The 17,158-nt window shown below is 47.3% G+C and carries 15 protein-coding genes and 1 tRNA gene; 2 read left to right on the top strand and 14 right to left on the bottom strand.

Annotated features, from left to right (window positions below):
* Window positions 1-3: 3 nt before the first annotated feature.
* Genes priA through ftsH form a run of 8 tightly spaced genes read right to left on the bottom strand, consistent with a single transcriptional unit; the run spans window position 4 to window position 9,984 of the window.
* Window positions 4-2,346, bottom strand: a complete 2,343-nt coding sequence (gene priA / locus ACZ5PW_RS10535) for a replication restart helicase PriA (RefSeq protein WP_464553059.1) — start codon at window positions 2,344-2,346, stop codon at window positions 4-6.
* A complete protein-coding gene (locus ACZ5PW_RS10530) occupies window positions 2,346-3,116 on the bottom strand; it encodes a hypothetical protein (protein ID WP_464553057.1) in 771 nt (256 codons plus the stop codon). The genes priA and ACZ5PW_RS10530 overlap by 1 nt, the downstream gene beginning before the upstream one ends.
* Window positions 3,107-3,976 (bottom strand): UTP--glucose-1-phosphate uridylyltransferase GalU, encoded by an 870-nt coding sequence (galU, locus tag ACZ5PW_RS10525; RefSeq protein ID WP_464553055.1) that lies wholly within the window; start codon window positions 3,974-3,976, stop codon window positions 3,107-3,109. The genes ACZ5PW_RS10530 and galU overlap by 10 nt, the downstream gene beginning before the upstream one ends.
* Window positions 3,977-4,030: 54 nt before the next feature.
* Complete coding sequence (glmM, locus tag ACZ5PW_RS10520) at window positions 4,031-5,380, bottom strand: phosphoglucosamine mutase (protein WP_464553053.1); 1,350 nt, start codon at window positions 5,378-5,380, stop codon at window positions 4,031-4,033.
* A gap of 34 nt (window positions 5,381-5,414) precedes the next feature.
* Window positions 5,415-6,335, bottom strand: coding sequence for a CdaR family protein (locus ACZ5PW_RS10515; protein WP_464553051.1), 921 nt, complete (start codon window positions 6,333-6,335; stop codon window positions 5,415-5,417).
* A 1-nt stretch (window position 6,336) separates the two neighbouring features.
* Window positions 6,337-7,083 (bottom strand): diadenylate cyclase CdaA, encoded by a 747-nt coding sequence (cdaA, locus tag ACZ5PW_RS10510; RefSeq protein ID WP_464553049.1) that lies wholly within the window; start codon window positions 7,081-7,083, stop codon window positions 6,337-6,339.
* Window positions 7,083-7,925: a dihydropteroate synthase gene (folP, locus tag ACZ5PW_RS10505; RefSeq protein ID WP_464553047.1), complete on the bottom strand. Its 843-nt coding sequence runs from the start codon at window positions 7,923-7,925 to the stop codon at window positions 7,083-7,085. Before folP ends, cdaA begins: the two co-directional genes overlap by 1 nt.
* A 7-nt stretch (window positions 7,926-7,932) precedes the next feature.
* Entirely contained in the window at window positions 7,933-9,984 is a 2,052-nt protein-coding gene (gene ftsH, locus ACZ5PW_RS10500; protein ID WP_464553045.1) for an ATP-dependent zinc metalloprotease FtsH, read from the bottom strand.
* Window positions 9,985-10,175: 191 nt separating this feature from the next.
* On the opposite strand from ftsH, the gene ACZ5PW_RS10495 reads away from it, so the two are divergent.
* Together ACZ5PW_RS10495 and ACZ5PW_RS10490 are read left to right on the top strand one after the other, a co-directional pair.
* Window positions 10,176-10,269, top strand: a tRNA-Sec gene (locus ACZ5PW_RS10495).
* 160 nt (window positions 10,270-10,429) lie between these two features.
* Window positions 10,430-10,810: a bacteriohemerythrin gene (locus tag ACZ5PW_RS10490; RefSeq protein ID WP_464553042.1), complete on the top strand. Its 381-nt coding sequence runs from the start codon at window positions 10,430-10,432 to the stop codon at window positions 10,808-10,810.
* Between the two features lie 47 nt (window positions 10,811-10,857).
* Here the strand turns inward: ACZ5PW_RS10490 and argH are convergent, their stop codons facing one another.
* The 6 genes from argH to ACZ5PW_RS10460 form a co-directional block, all read right to left on the bottom strand.
* Window positions 10,858-12,246 carry an argininosuccinate lyase gene (gene argH / locus ACZ5PW_RS10485; RefSeq protein WP_464553040.1) on the bottom strand — a complete coding sequence of 463 codons (1,389 nt, stop codon included), beginning with the start codon at window positions 12,244-12,246 and terminating at the stop codon, window positions 10,858-10,860.
* Window positions 12,247-12,550: 304 nt separating this feature from the next.
* Window positions 12,551-13,786, bottom strand: coding sequence for an argininosuccinate synthase (locus ACZ5PW_RS10480; RefSeq protein ID WP_464553038.1), 1,236 nt, complete (start codon window positions 13,784-13,786; stop codon window positions 12,551-12,553).
* A gap of 177 nt (window positions 13,787-13,963) precedes the next feature.
* Window positions 13,964-14,941: an ornithine carbamoyltransferase gene (gene argF, locus ACZ5PW_RS10475; RefSeq protein WP_464553036.1), complete on the bottom strand. Its 978-nt coding sequence runs from the start codon at window positions 14,939-14,941 to the stop codon at window positions 13,964-13,966.
* 206 nt (window positions 14,942-15,147) lie between these two features.
* The gene (gene ybeY / locus ACZ5PW_RS10470) at window positions 15,148-15,606 is read right to left on the bottom strand and encodes an rRNA maturation RNase YbeY (RefSeq protein WP_464553034.1); all 459 of its coding nucleotides are present in this window, start codon (window positions 15,604-15,606) and stop codon (window positions 15,148-15,150) included.
* 2 nt (window positions 15,607-15,608) lie between these two features.
* Window positions 15,609-16,586 carry a PhoH family protein gene (locus ACZ5PW_RS10465; RefSeq protein WP_464553032.1) on the bottom strand — a complete coding sequence of 326 codons (978 nt, stop codon included), beginning with the start codon at window positions 16,584-16,586 and terminating at the stop codon, window positions 15,609-15,611.
* An 87-nt stretch (window positions 16,587-16,673) separates the two neighbouring features.
* A complete protein-coding gene (locus ACZ5PW_RS10460; RefSeq protein WP_464553030.1) occupies window positions 16,674-17,042 on the bottom strand; it encodes a response regulator in 369 nt (122 codons plus the stop codon).
* Window positions 17,043-17,158: the final 116 nt, after the last annotated feature.

The raw sequence follows: 17,158 nt of genomic DNA, 5'->3' as shown, positions 1-17,158 counted from the left end.
AAACTAAAGCATGTTAACCGGGTCAAGATCCATAGTAATCCTTATATTTTTTTTATCCGGACACAACCGCATTATTCTTGCGTAAAGTTCCCTTGTTTTAACCCAGTCATCAGCCTTGAGCAGACAATTGAAACGTTTGCGCCCCCTAAGTTGGGCAAGAGGAGCCGGTACAGGTCCCATCGCCATTATTCCGAACTCTTTTGCCACGTCCCGAACGGCACTGAAAAACTGGGGACAAATCTGCTCGCCCTCCCAGTTCAAGGGGTAACTGATCCTGATCAGGGTGAGTTTGGTAAAGGGCGGATAACGGAACCGACGCCGTTTCTCTATCTCCTTCTCAAAAAAAGTCTTGTAATCAGCGGATGTCACAGCTGACCAGATCGGATTATCAGGGTTGCGGGTCTGGATTATAACTTCTCCCGGCTTATCTCCACGCCCGGCCCGTCCGGATACCTGCACCAGAAGCTGAAAAGTACGCTCGGCGGAACGATAGTCAGGAAGGTTCAACCCAAGATCCCCTTCCGAAACAACAACAAGGGTAACTCCCGGGAAATTATGCCCTTTGGAAAGCATCTGAGTTCCGACAAGAACCTGTGCGTCTCCTCTGGCGAAACTTTTGAGAATTTCATCAAGCTTTTCCTGCCTGCGGGTGGAATCACGGTCCATCCTCAAAATTTTCGTATCTTTGGGCAAAGCCTTCGCAACCTGTTCTTCAAGCCGCTCAGTCCCGCCGCCAAGAGGCAGCAGGTTGCTTCCTCCACATGTTGCACAAGGTAAAGGGAATGGATAGGCATTGCCGCAATAATGACATATCACCCTTTCCCGCGCTTTGTGATAGGTCATACTGACATTGCAATGAGGACACTTGAAAGGCTCCTCGCAATCCGTACAGTAGATAAGAGGGGAAAAACCGCGCCTGTTGAGCATGACTACAGCCTGCTCCCCTTTCTCGACCACTTCCTTCAACCTGGACTCTGTTTCCGGGGCAAATGGCTTTTCAGGATCTTTGATTGAAGAAGTGTCAACAACCCGCACAGCTGGCAGTACGGACTTACCGACCCTTTTCTCCATGGAAATAATATCAAAAGCCCCCTGCTCTGCTGCATGAAAAGTTTTTATATCAGGCGTTGCAGAACCAAGTACAAGGAGACTTTTATTCATAGCGGCCAGAAAATAGGCAACTTCCTTAGCCTGATAAGGAAGCCGCTCCTCCTGCTTGTAGGATTCGTCATGCTCTTCATCCAGAATAATCAGCCCCGGATTTCGTACAGGAAGAAAAAGAGCGGAGCGTGTTCCTACAATAAGTGCCGGACTATCATCTTCAGCAAGGGTGCGAAAAATAGCCTCTTTACGCACAGGAGTCTGATAGCCGTGATAAAGATATTTGCGGGCCTCGGGGAATAACGGGCAAACGCTGTTCCAAAGAGCATAGGCCAGAGCTATCTCCGGAACGAGAATTATGACCGAACGCCCTGATTCCAGACACCTGCGGGCTGCGGTCAGATAAACAAGAGTCTTCCCACTGCCTGTGATTCCATGCAGTAGCTTAACAATACTCTCATTCGCATCCAAAGCTGTAAGCAACTCATCAATTGCTTCTTCCTGCTGCTCAGAGGGGACAAAATCCCAATCAGCCCTGCCCACAGCACATTTCTCGGACGGGTTTCGCTCCTCTTCCGGAGGCGGTCCGATCTTAACAAGAGAATCGGAGTGCAGTTTCTTGATCACTCCCGCAGTCCAGTCCCCAAGTACATTACGGAGAAATCCCTTTTCACGAGGACCGTTCTCATAAAGATATTCAAGTATCTGTAATTGACGCGCTGCATTGGGCCGCACAGGCCATGGAGGATCAGAAACAAGGCTGACATATTCCTCTTTCTCAATAGATGAAGGAAGGGAAACACTCATCCGCCCTTCATTGTAGATCCCGACCAGTTCCATACGTTTTTCAGCAGGCAGACGCGCTATATCCATCCCTTTTAACCGGGCGGGGAAATTCCTGTCCGCCACACGGAATGATACGCGTGCACTGCGAAAACGGTTCGGAACTACATTTTCAAGGACTTTGCCCAACGGTTGCATCTGCCGGGCTCCAATATTTCTATAAAGTCTGAAATGATTTGAATTAAGAAGAGGCTCTTTCTCCAAAGGCCAGATGACTGATCTTAAATCCACGCCTTCTGGAGCGTTTTCAACAGTCTCGATGAGAAATGCGACACGAACAGATCGCCCGAGTGGAACAAGAACCCGCTGGCCTTCCATTAATTCGGGAAGATCAGCGGGGGCTTCGTAGGTGTAGATAGAATAAGGCGGGCTGGCCAGACAGGCCTGCCAGAGAACACTCATTATTGCGGCCTGAGTTTAAGCTTTAAGCATTTTTTCAGCATTTCAAAAACAGCTCCCGTAGGAACGGAACAACCTGCCTGATTCTTTAGAGCAGTCGCAGAAAAAACCGAAGGGGAAATCTTTTTCCTGATTCCTTTCCATTCAACCATAAAATCAAGAGATTCTTCACCAACCTGAAATTTACCTGTATGGGGAAGCATAAAGCCAGCAAATTTGGAATAACTACCTAGACTTACGCTTCTTCCTTCACCCAAAACGACTTTCACTGGAGCAAAGCTCTCATTATCAAACCAGACCTGAGGTGAATTATCATCACCGGCTTCAGCACCGAAAACAAAAACAGGGGTGTTCCGATAAAAACCATAGCTTCTCGTTGCATTGGATACTCCAATGGACTTCCAATCACTGACAGGATCATCAGGCGTCCATAATTGAAGAACGGAAACAGGCATTTCAACGTTCTGCGGACACTGGGCAATTGTTTTGAAATAATGCCCTACACTGCCGGCGGTTACGGTCGAATTGGAATCCGGCTGACTGATAAATGTCTGCTGCCAATGATCATGTCCACGGCGAATCGTCAGGCTGGTCCCCGGAGCGGAAGGAAAAGTAAGGACAGCTTCAAATGAGGTCAATGCACCGTAGTTGTGATACATTGTATCATCTATGTCAGCGTCTGAGGGAAAAAAAGCCCTTGCCGGACTGCAAACAAGCAGGCTCACGGCAAGGACTGTAAGTATCACATAAGAATGAATTGTTTTTAAGAACAAGACAGGAGCTCCCGCAATCTGGCTACAACGTCATCACGCAATTCTTCATCCTGAAGGGCGAAGTAGATATTTGCGGTAAGATAATCTACCCAGTCACCTGCGTCAAATCTCTGTCCACGAAGTTTGACCGCCAGAAGCTTATTGTTCTCAGCAAGTCCCTGCAAGGCGTCGGTTAACTGGATCTCACCGCCAACTCCGGGCTCAAGGCTTTCAAGGTGATCAAATATTTCAGGCAGAAGGACATAGCGTCCAACTATAGCCAGTCTGGAAGGCGCCTGACCGATTGCGGGCTTTTCCACCAGTGAACGAACCCTGTACATCCCGGGGGCGAATTCTTCGCCCTGGATAATACCGTAACGGTTAACCTTGCTTTCGGGAACTTCAATAACTCCGACAACAGCCATATTTTCTGTACGGGCCGCATCAATAAGCTGTTTGATACCCGGTTCGGCACCGAACATGAGATCGTCACCAACCATGACAGCAAAGGGATCGTTTTTACATACTTCCTTGGCACAGAGGACAGCATGTCCAAGGCCGAGCTGCTTTTTCTGGCGGACGGAAATAATATTCACCATCTCGGCAACTTTTCTTACTTCCTTAAGAATCTCTGTTTTACCACCGCGCTCAAGAACATCTTCCAAGGAAAGGTTGTAGTCAAAATGGTCTTCAATAATTTTTTTGTTCTGGTTGTTGATGAAAACAACATCAGTCAGTCCGCTGGACATGGCCTCTTCAACAACATGCTGAACAACAGGCTTTTTGAAGATGGGGAGCATCTCTTTCGGAATGTTCTTTGTCGCAGGCAATGATCTTGTACCCCATCCAGCAACCGGAACAACAACTTTCTTGATGACCATTGATCATAACTCCTTGAATAGATTCAGTATACAGCAGAGCAACTGAAATAGTTTTTAGCGTAAATGATCTTCCAGAACTTTCGCAAGCTCGGAAGTGTAAAGTTCAACTTTGGCACTGTCTTCAGCTTCAACCATTACTCTGGCGACTGATTCGGTGCCTGAATAACGCAACAGAACACGCCCCTTTCCGGACAACTCCTGCTCCACCTGCTTCAGGGCATCCTGAACAGCCGGAACCTCGTCAAACGGAACCTTCCTCTTCACATGAACATTCTGCAATTTTTGCGGATAAAGCTCAAGCAATCCGGAAAGTTCGGAAAGTGGCCTGTTTTTTGTACATATTATACGCAATAACTGTAACGCTGCAAGCAGTCCGTCGCCAGTGGTGCTATATTCCCTGAAGATAAGATGTCCGGACTGTTCTCCGCCCAGAACAGCACCTTCACGGCGCATGGCTTCAACCACATACCGGTCACCGACAGGAGTGCGAAGCATGGTTCCACCGCGTTCTTTCATGAAATTTTCCAGAGCCATGTTACTCATTACGGTGGAGACCAGCATATTATGGGTCAGCTTACCACGCTCCATAAGATCTGCAGCGCAAAGAGCCATTATCTGATCGCCATCAAGAACCTGTCCCTTTTCATCAACAACTATGAGGCGGTCACCATCGCCGTCAAGGGCAAGACCCAGATCTGCGTGCTCCTCAACAACCCGTTGCCCCATCACTTCAGGATACAGTGATCCGCATTTATCATTGATGTTCACTCCGTCAGGCTTATTGCCGATCTTTATAACTTCGGCTCCCAACTCTTCAAACATATGTCCCAGACTGTAGGTAGCGCCGTTTGCGCTGTCCATCACAATCTTGACGCCTTTGAGAGTCATGTCCTGCGGAAAGCTGTACTTGAGATAAACGATGTAACGCCCGCGGGCGTCATCAATTCTGAAAGCACGTCCAACCTTTTCAGCCTGAGGATATTCCCAATTGCTGTCACCGGACATTACCATTTCTGAAATTTCATCCTCAACTTCATCAGGGAGCTTGAAGCCTTTGGAATCGAAAAACTTTATACCATTATCCATGAACGGATTGTGTGAAGCAGAAATGACAATTCCGATATCAGCACGCATATTACGGGTCAGGAATGAAACCGCGGGAGTCGGCATAGGGCCGACCTGAAAAACATCCATACCCATGGCGCAAAGGCCAGAAGCGAGTGCATATTCGAAAACATATCCCGAAAGGCGTGTATCCTTACCGATAATAACTCGGTGCCGCTGCCTGCCGTTTCTGAAATAATGCCCGGCAGCAAGGCCGAGACGCAGAGCGATCTCTGCTGTCATAGGAAAAATATTCACCTGCCCGCGCAGGCCATCGGTACCAAAAAGGCGTTTACTCATTAAATTATCTCCAAAAAATAAACAGACTCTTACATTATTCTTCAGGTGGAATCTGTCTCGATACTGTTACTGTTATTGCTTCCGGCTTCCTTTTTGTGATGAAGCATCCTTTCGGAAGACTTACATCATACGGGACAAGGTTATCACCGACCGGTATGGTTGCGTTCAGATCAATAGATGCGATTATGTCATTTCTGAAACCGCTCTTACGAAAAAATGGTTTGGGAGCCTCCACAAGAAGCCTGACGTAATTCTGGCTGGCAGAGAAGTCAATATCCTCAGGGCCTAAAATATAAAGAGGGACTTTAACCCACATCTTACCCCTGCGTACAGCAAAATCGAGCTCAACCGTGACTATAGTGGGGTTGGCTTCAACTTCCTCAGGCAGGTCCAGAGGAACCTCCCTGATCCAATCCTCAGGAGTATTGGTATTAAGCATTACTGTCCGGGTACGAACCTGTCCCACTTTCTTGAGAATCGACGCCGGGCCTCTCAAAGTGACTTCATTCGGTTCACAGCTTTTACTTTTCAGTGTAAAATCGCGGTGGAGTTCCCCCTCCCAAGTGGGGATTACAGCGACCTTTTTCGTCACATACATATCCATTACAAGATTGATGTGCGAGGGTTTGATCTCGACAACTTCCAGAGCACTTCCAAGCCCCAGCCTCTCCGGTACGATATTAATCGGGTTGTTGCCGACCGAAAGATTTCCGGTATCCAGTGAATAGGCCAGTTTCTTTGTATCCAGATTACGGATTAACCCCTTGGGTCCCCTGACTCTTGCAGAAATCTTGGAAATCATCCCTTCCCTGATAATCATACCCTGAGGCGGATTGATTATTTCAAGGGGGAATTCCACCCAGGTTTCAACTAAGTCCCTACCTGTGACCAGATACCAGGTCAGCAGGGACATCAAGAGGGCCAGTGAGGCTATTTTCCAGCGTTGTATATTCATTTTAGTTCAAGACGTTTTGGAGAACCCGCTTAAGACGGATACTATCAAGATTGGTAGTTAATTTTCCACCTATTGCGGCAGAGATAGTACCCCGTTCCTCCGACACAATTATCGCAACTGCATCAGTCTCCTCGCTGATTCCCAGTGCGGCGCGGTGTCTGGTTCCTATAGCACTCTGGCGTGTTGATACCTGAGCAAGAGGCAGGATACACGATGCAGCTACAATCTTATCCGAATTAACTACGACCGCCCCATCATGCAGAGGGGTATCCGGCCAGAAAATATTAATTAGCAGCTGTTTGCTGACCTTGCCGTTGATTTCAACTCCCTTTTCAATAACATCACCCAGCGGAACATTTTTCTGGACTACCAGAAGAGCTCCTATTCTCTGCCGGGCCATGGCATCCACAGCGGAACAGATCTCATCCATGACAGCCATGTCATAATCTTTCTTACGCCATAAGCGACCGGCCCCCATCTGGGCCAGTCCCTTGCGTATATCACGCTGGAACAAAATAATTATCACCAGAAAAATGGAGCCAAGAAAGTTGGTCAGCAGCCAGTTGAGGGTATACAGGCCGAAAACATCAGATAGATAGTAGACCAGCAGCAAAAGCATCAGGCCCCAGATAACCGCAGCGGCACGAGTTCCACGTACCAGCAGTATCACTGAGTAGTACACAACTGCCACCAGACCGATATCCAGCAGCTCTTTCCAGGAAATCTGAAACCCGTAGAACTCGAACATCAATCAGCCCCGCCTATCTCCTGCACTATTTTCAATGTCTGAATTGTCAAATCCACCTCATGGACCCTATGAACTGGGACCCCCCTCATTCCGAGAACGGCTGTCGCCGCCTGAGTAGCATTCTGCCTTTGACCTTCATCAAGTCCAAGGAGCTTTCCCCAGAGAGACTTGTTTGAAAGTCCCATATATACGGGAAATCCGAGAGCCATAATTTGATCTATGTTCTTAAGAATTTCCAGATTATGCTCAAGCGTCTTACCAAAGCCAATCCCCGGATCAACTACTATACGATTCTCGGGTAAGCCAGATTTTGTCAGTTTTTCAAGACTTTTTTTAAAAAATGTCAAAATCTCTTCAAGAACATTATCATAACTGGGAGAAATTTGCATCTCTTCCGGGGTCCCCTTAGTATGCATAAGCACATATCCGGGCTTAATGTCCGCGACAACTTCCAAAAGGCGGGGGTCCTGTGAAAAAGCAGAAACATCGTTTACTATCGAAGCTCCGGCCTCAAGAGCTTTCCGGGCTACTTCACTTTTAACAGTATCCACAGAGACTACATAATTTTCTGCAAGCTCCCTGATTACGGGTATTACCCTCTGCAGTTCATCAGCTTCAGACACCGGGGCTGCGAAAGGCCTGGTACTTTCTCCGCCAACGTCCAGAATATGGGCTCCCTGATCAGCGAGCATGCGCCCATGCGCCACGGCCTGTCTTGGGTCATAATTTTTCCCGCCATCATAAAATGAATCAGGGGTTACATTCACAATTCCGGCGACGAAAAAAGGGGCAGGGCCTAACACCCTGCCCCCCTTTATGGTCCATGAATATTCTCTGGTCATAAAAACCTTATTCTGAACTCTTTTTATCCTCGGAAGCCTTGGCTTCTTCGGAACTTGTTTCTTCTGATTCTTTTTCTTCGGCAGATTCGGAAAGCTTGAACTCATCTTCAGAAGATTTCTCTTCAAAAGAGAACTCACCCTTGCCGTCAGATTTGTCATCACTGGGTTCGGAAACCGGTTCATAACCGGACTTTGAAGCCGAATCGTATGCTTTTGCTGCTGATGCCGGTTTGGCAGCAGCGACACTTTCAAGCGGAGGAAGGACTCCACCAGTCATCAGAATTTCAAGATCCTTAGCATCAATAGTCTCACGCTCAAGAAGAGCCTCTGAAATGGCATGAAGGGCAGCTTCATTATCAGAAAGCAGCTTGTGGGCAGTCTCATGAGCGGTATCGATAATTCTTCTGACCTCAGAATCAATGAGTCGGGCGGTATCTTCACTGAAATCCTTATGCTGTACAAGCTCCTTGCCAAGGAAGACCTGATCCTGGCTTTCACCAAAGGTCATGGGACCGAGTTTCTCACTCATTCCCCATTGGCAGACCATTGAACGGGCCATTTTGGTAGCACGTTCAATGTCATTGCTTGCACCGGTGGTCAACTGATTGAAGATAAGCTCCTCAGCCACTCTACCACCCAAAAGCATAACAAGTGTATCTTCGAGGTAATGTTTACTGTAGTTATGACGATCATCAACAGGCAACTGCTGTGTTACACCAAGAGCGCGTCCTCTGGGGATGATGGTCACCTTGTGAACAGGGTCGCAGTTTTCAAGAAGCTTTGCGACAAGAGCATGCCCTGCCTCGTGATAGGCAGTGGTTTTCTTCTCATCATCAGTAAGAATAAGGCTGCGACGTTCACGGCCCATGAGGACCTTATCCTTGGCTTCCTCAAAATCCGCCATCTTTACAGAATCCTGATTATTTTTTGCAGCATAAAGGGCTGCTTCGTTAACCAGGTTTTCAAGGTCGGCTCCGGAAAAACCGGGGGTTCCACGGGCAATGGTGTCAAGGTCGATTTCGCCGGCGAGAGGAGTCTTGCGGGTATGAACCTTAAGGATGCGAGCACGGCCCTGAACATCCGGAGTAGGAACAACCACCTGACGGTCAAAACGTCCGGGACGAAGCAGTGCGGGATCGAGAACATCCGGTCTGTTTGTCGCAGCAATCAGGATAACACCTTCGTTCGACTCAAAACCGTCCATTTCAACCAGAAGCTGGTTCAGAGTCTGCTCACGCTCGTCATGACCGCCTCCCAGTCCGGCTCCACGCTGACGACCGACAGCATCAATTTCATCGATGAAGATAAGGCACGGAGCATTCTTCTTACCCTGGGCAAAAAGATCACGGACACGTGAAGCACCGACACCTACAAACATTTCAACAAAATCCGAACCGGAAATTGAGAAAAAGGGGACACCGGCCTCACCTGCCACGGCTCGTGCGAGAAGAGTTTTACCCGTTCCGGGGGGGCCCACCAGAAGCACACCTTTGGGGATTCGACCGCCAAGACGAGTGAACTTTCTGGGCTCGCTGAGGAACTGGACGACTTCTTCCAGTTCATCTTTGGCTTCATCCACACCGGCGACATCTTCAAAGGTCACACGGGCAGTTTCTTCGTTGATCATCCGAGCCTTGGAGCGACCAAAAGACATGGCTCCACCACGTCCTCCACCGCCTCCCTGCATCTGACGCATGAAAAAAATCCACACACCCACAAGCAGCAGCATCGGAAACCAGGAAATAAACAAAGTCATGTACCATGGAGCTTCTTCTTCAGGCTCGGCCACAACTTCGATTTTGTTCTTGATCAGAGTCTGAACAAGAGATGGATCATCCGGGGTATAGGTCACGAAACGTTTGTCTCCGACCATGACACCACTGATTTTCTGGCCCTGCATCTTGACCTGTAGCACCTCTCCTTCATTAACCCTCATGAGGAAGTCGGTATAGGAGAGTTTATGCTGGGATGCCTGCGGCTGGTTGAACAGATTGAACAATACAATCATCACCAGCATAATTGTTACCCAGACCAAGAGATTCTTGGCAAAACTATTCAAATCAAATCTCCTTGATATTCTCCCGGCAGATCGGTGGAAAAGCTCCACCCGAATCCGGATTTAATTACTTTAATGTTCAGTTTCAATCAGCTATTAATAAGGCTAATTTTAGAAAAGGCAAGCCATTTAGAGAAATATTATTAGTGCTTGCCCTTTGCCTATAATCTTGGTAGCTGATTTCTCTCTTCAATGGAAGTGTATCGTCACCGGTGTGGCGCCTGGACTTCAAATCCAGTGGACGGGTTAACCCTCGTCGGTAGGTTCGACTCCTATACACTTCCGCCACTCTTATACCCTCTTCAGTGCCTACTTTACCAACGAGCAATTTGTGTCTATTTTTTGATGATACTCTCTTGCGTTGCGCTTTTAATAATGTATCCTTTAGGCATCAAACTAAAAACTTTTTTACCTGAAGCAGCGATATAATCAGCAACCGGGAATAATGATGGCAGATTATAATCTTCACATAGGCATAGGCGTTATTGACAGCCAGCATCAGACTTTTCTTACTATTTTACAAAAAATAAAAGAATGCAACTACCGCGAGCATCCTGAAGACCTGATTATGCTGGTTGACGAACTGCATCTGTACACTCTTTACCATTTTGAAACTGAAGAAAAAATACTCGAAGAACACAATGTTCCCAATCTCGAAGAACACAGGAAAGAGCATCATGCTTTGACAGAGAGGATAGAAGACTACAGGATGGATTGTTTATCAGATGTGTGCCTTCTGGCAGACAGAATGTCAGAATTTCTAGAAGAATGGCTGTTTGAACACATAGAAAAAATCGACAAGCAGGATTTCGCTATCGTTAAAAAATAAAACTCCATTCGCAGACGAATGGAGTTTTATTTTTTTAGTTTAATATCTTAAAGCTTACCTGCAAGCCATTCATTAAGCTCGGAGATCTGTGCTTCCACAGATTCCGGCCCCGTACTTCCGGGAGAAACCCTGCGTTTAACAGCAGCCTCATAAGACAGCACCTCAAAAACATCTTCTTCAATTTTATCGGAAAAGACTTTGAGATCTTCAAGAGTCATATCTTCAAGCCCCCTGCCCTCAGCTTCAGCCTTGGCTACAGCAGCACCTGTGATATGATGCGCCTCTCGGAAAGGTATTCCTTTGCCAACCAGATAATCTGCAAGCTCGGTGGCATTGAGGAACCCTTTCTTAAGTGCTGATTCCATATTTTTTGAGTTGAATCCCATAGCGCTCATCATATCCGCCATGATCTCCACTGAGGCATGAACTGTCTTGTCACAGTCAAAAAAAGGTTCCTTGTCCTCCTGCATGTCACGGTTGTATGCCAAAGGAAGACCTTTGCAGGTTGTCATGAGAGAAAAAAGATCTCCATAAACCCTTCCGGTTTTACCGCGCATAAGTTCGCAGACATCAGGATTCTTTTTCTGCGGCATAATCGAAGACCCGGTCGAGAATTCATCGGGAAGCTTAACGAAACCAAAGCAGGGATTCGACCAGATGATCAGTTCTTCGCAGATGCGGCTAAGATGCGTCATTATCAGACTGCCAGTGAACATGGCTTCCATAACGAAGTCACGATCGGAAACAGCATCCAGACTGTTGCGGAAAGTATCTTCCATACCAAGATGCTTTGCAGATGTCGCCGGAGAGAGCGGATAGGTGGTCCCGGCAAGAGCGGCAGCACCAAGGGGACAGACATTGGCCCGTTTAATACAATCACAGACTCTGCTGTGATCCCTTTTGAACATCCAGGCATACGCGAGCATGTGATGGGCAAGACTCACCGGCTGTGCGGGCTGAAGATGCGTGTAACCGGGAAGCAGAACCTCCCTGTTATCTTCGGCCTTGGCAACAAACACAGCTATTACTTTTTCAAGAGCTGCTTTCCATGCCTCCAGAGAACGGACTACATTAAGCCTGAAATCCGTAGCAACCTGATCGTTTCTGCTGCGCCCGGTGTGGAGTTTTCCTCCGACAGCACCGACAATTTCAGTCAGACGGCTTTCAATGTTCATGTGAAGATCTTCCATTTCGGTTTTCCACTCGAAATTACCGGATTCAATCTCCTCCAGAACCTGATCAAGACCATTGACCAGAGTTTCAGCCTCTTCAGCAGTCAGCACACCCTGTTCGGCAAGCATTTTCGCGTGAGCCTGTGAACCGGCGATGTCTTCGCGATACAGGTTCTGGTCGTAGCTTACTGATTCAGTGTACTCTTCTACGGACGCCGCTGTTTTCTGGGCGAATCTACCGCCCCACAACTTGTTGTCTGCCATTTTGATACCTCATATGCCTTCAGCGGCCCTTCAGGAGCCTCTAAGTCTTTCAATAAAGGGATTAAGCCCACAAAACTCTCTGATAGAAATTCGCCTCTGGAGACGTTTAATCTTGCGAAAAGATAAAACCGAGCCCCTGATCCGGGTGACACGGTACAAATTATTTAGCAAAGAAAAAGCCTGTCGTCAGCGTACGGGCCGGGAACAGGCATGAAAATTCATAAAAACGCATAAAGAAAGCGGGTAGTTTTTATCAGCAGTCTGCCCGGACAGACAATGTCCGCCCGGGCAGATAAAAACATTATTATTCTTCATCCTCTACGTCAGTCTCTTTGATCCACTCGGAACCGGAAGAAGTCTTTCCTTTGAGACGCAGGCCCACCAGCTTGATAAAGCCCTCAGCATCTTTCTGGTCGTATACTTCATCTTCTTCGAAGGTTGCTAGATCTTCACGATAGAGAGAATAAGGAGACTTACGGCCTTCAGGAATCACGTTACCCTTGAAGAGCTTGACTCTTACAGTACCGGTAATGGTCTTCTGAGTCTCGTCAATCATGGCCTGAAGTGCAATACGCTCGGGAGCATACCAGAATCCGTTGTAGAGCATTTCAGCATACTTGGGAATCAGGCTGTCACGCAGGTGCATTACTTCACGGTCCATGCACAACCCTTCGAGGTCACGATGTGCCACATGCATGATTGTTCCGCCGGGAGTTTCATAAACACCACGAGACTTCATGCCGACAAACCTGTTTTCGACCATATCCACACGGCCGATACCGTGTTTTCCGCCAAGTTCATTCAGTTTTTCAACCAGAGCTGCCGGTGAGTATTTAGTTCCGTTGATAGCAATAGGATCACCCTTTTCGAAATCAATAGTGATGATTTCAGGCTCATCCGGTGCTTCCTCAATGGGACGGCAGTAACGGTAAGATTCTGGGGAAGGTGCATTCCAGGGATCTTCAAGTTCAGCACCTTCGAAACTTACATGCAGCAGGTTGGCATCCATGGACCACGGTTTCTTACGGGTGGTGGGAATCTCAATATCGTTATCTTCAGCGAACTTCATGAGATCGGTACGGGATTTGAGATCCCATTCACGCCAGGGAGCGATAGTTTTGAGCTTGGGGTTCATACCCATTGCGCCCAGTTCAAACCGCACCTGATCGTTACCTTTACCGGTAGCACCGTGAGCAACGGCCTGCGCGCCTTCCATCTCGGCAATCTCAACCATTCTCTTGGCGATGAGCGGACGGGCAATGGAGGTTCCAAGCAGATAACGTCCTTCATAGATAACACCGGCCCTGAATGCGGGGAAAATAAAATCACGGGCGAACTCTTCACGCAGGTCCTCAACGAAGGCCTTTGCGGCTCCGGTTTTGAGAGCCTTTTCCTCAATACCGTCAAGCTCTTCACCCTGCCCGAGGTCAGCGGTAAGAGTAATTACTTCGCAGTCGTATTCCTGTTTGATCCATTTCAGGATGATGGAGGTATCAAGACCGCCGGAATATGCCAAAACTACTTTTTCAATCTTGCTCATTTTATTAATCCTTAAAAACTATGTCGATGTTGCGGCAATCACTCAAGGTCTTACCGCCTTTTTACGATAAATTTATATAAGCCTGACACTTTCAAAGTCCTATTAGTACTGAAATATCTGCTTTCAGCACAGGCAACTAACGCCGGAAAACAATCCGGCAGAATCGCCACAGGCTTTTTATTCGATGGTATGCATGTGCGGAACAGCCTGAACCGGTCCCATCACCTTGGCAACAGCTTCAAGGTCAACTTCAATACCGTTTACAGCCCACTCAAGAATTGCTTTTTGCATATGCAGCCTGTTCTCGGCCTGATCAAAAATAATGGAATTAGGACCGTCGAGAACTTCAGCAGTAACTTCTTCGCCACGGTGCGCAGGCAGGCAATGCATGATTTTGCATTCTGGATCTGCATGTTTCAGGAGATCGGCATTAACCTGATAGGGTGCAAAAGCAGCTTCACGCTTCTTCTGCTCCTCTTCCTGTCCCATGGAAGCAAAAACATCGGTATTGACATAATGCGCTCCCTTAACAGCTTCAGCAGGATCATAACTGAGGTTGATCTTGGCACCCATTGAAAGAGCCCTGGAGAGAATATCATGATCCGGCTCGTAGCCTTTAGGAAAAGCCATGGTCAGGTAAAACGGAAAGTAAATGGCGGCATTGATCCATGAATGGGCCATATTATTCCCGTCGCCAATCCATGCCACATGAACATTATTCAAATCCGGGGTACGCTCATAAATGGTCAGCATGTCACTGAGCACCTGACAGGGATGATATCTGTCAGTAAGCGCGTTGATGACCGGAATGGAAGCGTTATCCGCCAGAGTGCGGACTTTGTCCTGTCCGAAAGTCCTGACTACCAGCGCATCCGCATAGCGAGAAAGAACCTGTGCGGTATCTTCAAGAGGCTCGCTTCTACCGAGCTGCGACTCGGCCGGAGTCATGAAGATTGAGTGGCCGCCGAGCTGTTCAATGGCAACATCAAACGAAACTCTTGTTCTGGTGGAAGCCTTTTCAAAAACCATTATAACGGTCTTTCCTTCAAGAGCGTTATTTCTGATTTTGTTATCTTTGAGCTCTTTTGCCCTAAGCAGGAGCTGGCCGAGTTCTGAACGGGGAACATCATTTATCTTCAGAAGATGTCTGATCATCGTAAAACTCCAATAAAATTCTTGTGGTGAGCCTTGAATGACCGCTGAAAAACGGCAATCGGGGATTATTGCTCATAAGGCCCGCCATTGTAAACCATAAAATATGATGGTTACCAATTAACACACGGGGCAACTTGAGAATATTTCAGAGGCAGCACGTGGACGGTTCATGAAAAAAACCGTGCTGCCGGATACGGGCTGGTTTCTTAGCAGAACCAACCCGATATTCGCTGTCGGAACTCGGGAGCTACAGCTTCTACGGCCTTGTCAGTAAGAGAATACATTTCCTGGCCGTGATCATACCCCGCAAGGTGCAGCATGGCATGGGCCAGCAGCCTGACGGTATGCTCTTCCGGCAGCTGTCCGTAGAGCCTTGTTTCACGGGCAAGTGTATTTACTGACAAGACTATTTCTCCAAGAAAAATATTAACTTCCGGATCGGGAGTTTCTGAAAATGGAAAACTGAGGACATTTGTAGGGCCCACGCAACCAAGAAACTCTTCATTAATCACGGCAATGGCGGCATCATTGACTATTTTGAGCTCAAAGTCAAAAGAAGATAAGTCCAGAACATCCAGCAGCATTTCAGACATCAAAGAAATTTCACGCCGGGAAACAGGAAACCGGGCATCCGGCATGCATTCCACACTCAGCTTAACGCCCACGCTCAGTTCCCCTTGCACTCATAAGAATCATAGGCTTTTACAATACGGGCAACCAGAGGATGGCGAATAACATCAGCATCTTCAAATTTGATAAAGCTGATACCGAAAACATCCTGCAGAATATTGGCCGCGTCTACCAGACCGGAAGTTTCGTTACCCGGCAAATCAATCTGGGTGATATCTCCGGTTATGACCGCCTTTGAACCGAACCCCAGACGGGTGATAAACATTTTCATCTGCTCACGAGTTGTATTCTGGGCTTCGTCAAGAATGACAAAAGCATTGGAAAGGGTACGCCCGCGCATGAACGCCAACGGCGCGATTTCAATAACATTTTCTTCTATCATATCCTGAACTTTACTATAGTCCAGCATATCATAAAGAGCATCATATAAGGGGCGCATGTAAGGATTAACCTTATCAACAAGATCACCGGGCAGGAAGCCAAGTTTCTCTCCGGCTTCTACAGCCGGGCGCGTAAGGATAATTTTCTTCACTTCCTTACGCTGAAGAGCATAAACAGCCATGGCAACCGCAAGATAGGTTTTACCTGTTCCGGCGGGACCGATTGCAAAAACCATATCATTTTCCCGGATGGCCGAAAAATAAGCCCGCTGGGTAAGCGTACGGGGAGTAAGAGTCTTTTTGGGGGAAACCGCAAAAAGTTCATCGCGGAAAATCTTTATCAGATCGGCTTTCGGGTCCCTGCAAAGAATTCTGTATGCAGCTTCAACATCCTGCGGAAAAACCTCTTTGCCGGACTTGAGTAGTGAATAGAGCTGGGTGAAAGATTTGGCGACAGGGTCAATCAGTTCTTCACTTTCACTGATCAGCAATAAGGAATTACCCCTGCTCTCCACCCGCACACCGGACTGGCGTGAAATGAATTCCAGATTTGAATTCTGGGGCCCGAAAAGAACGCTAGCCAGCCCCACATCTTCAAATTCAAGTTTAACCTGTTTTTTATCTTTAACCGCCATTAATATTTCCCTGCTATTTTTTTTGAGGAAGGAATACGGGAGGAATAAAGAATATGCAACAGATCAAACTCCCAAAATCATATTTAATTACAGGGAAAGCAGATCGTCTACTGCAGCCAGAATGGCTTTTGAATTAAAAGGCTTTGTAAAAGTGTACTTTACGCCAAACATTTTAATCCAATCCAATGAGTCATAGTTTGCAGAAGAACTACCGCCGGAAACAGCAATTATCTTCACATCCGGATTTTCCTTCATAAGCTCGCGCACAGTCTGCACGCCTTCTTTTTCCGGCATGAAAATATCAGTAATCACCAGATCTACCAGACTGCTGTCATAGTTACGGATGGCCTTTGAGCCATCCTCTGCTTCAGAGACCTCGTGTCCCTCTTTTTCCAGCATTGCCCTGAGTATCTGACGTGAAATCGGATCATCATCTACGACGAGAATCCTGGGCATACACAAACTCCTTTATCACACAAAAACTGATGTAACATATTGAAATTTAAATACCTGCAAATAATGCAATGATAGCATAGGAATTAACCCCATAAAAAATAAATTTCAAGAGTTAT

The organism is Maridesulfovibrio salinus, from assembly GCF_055394525.1.
This window is presented reverse-complemented; position numbering and strand designations above follow the sequence as displayed.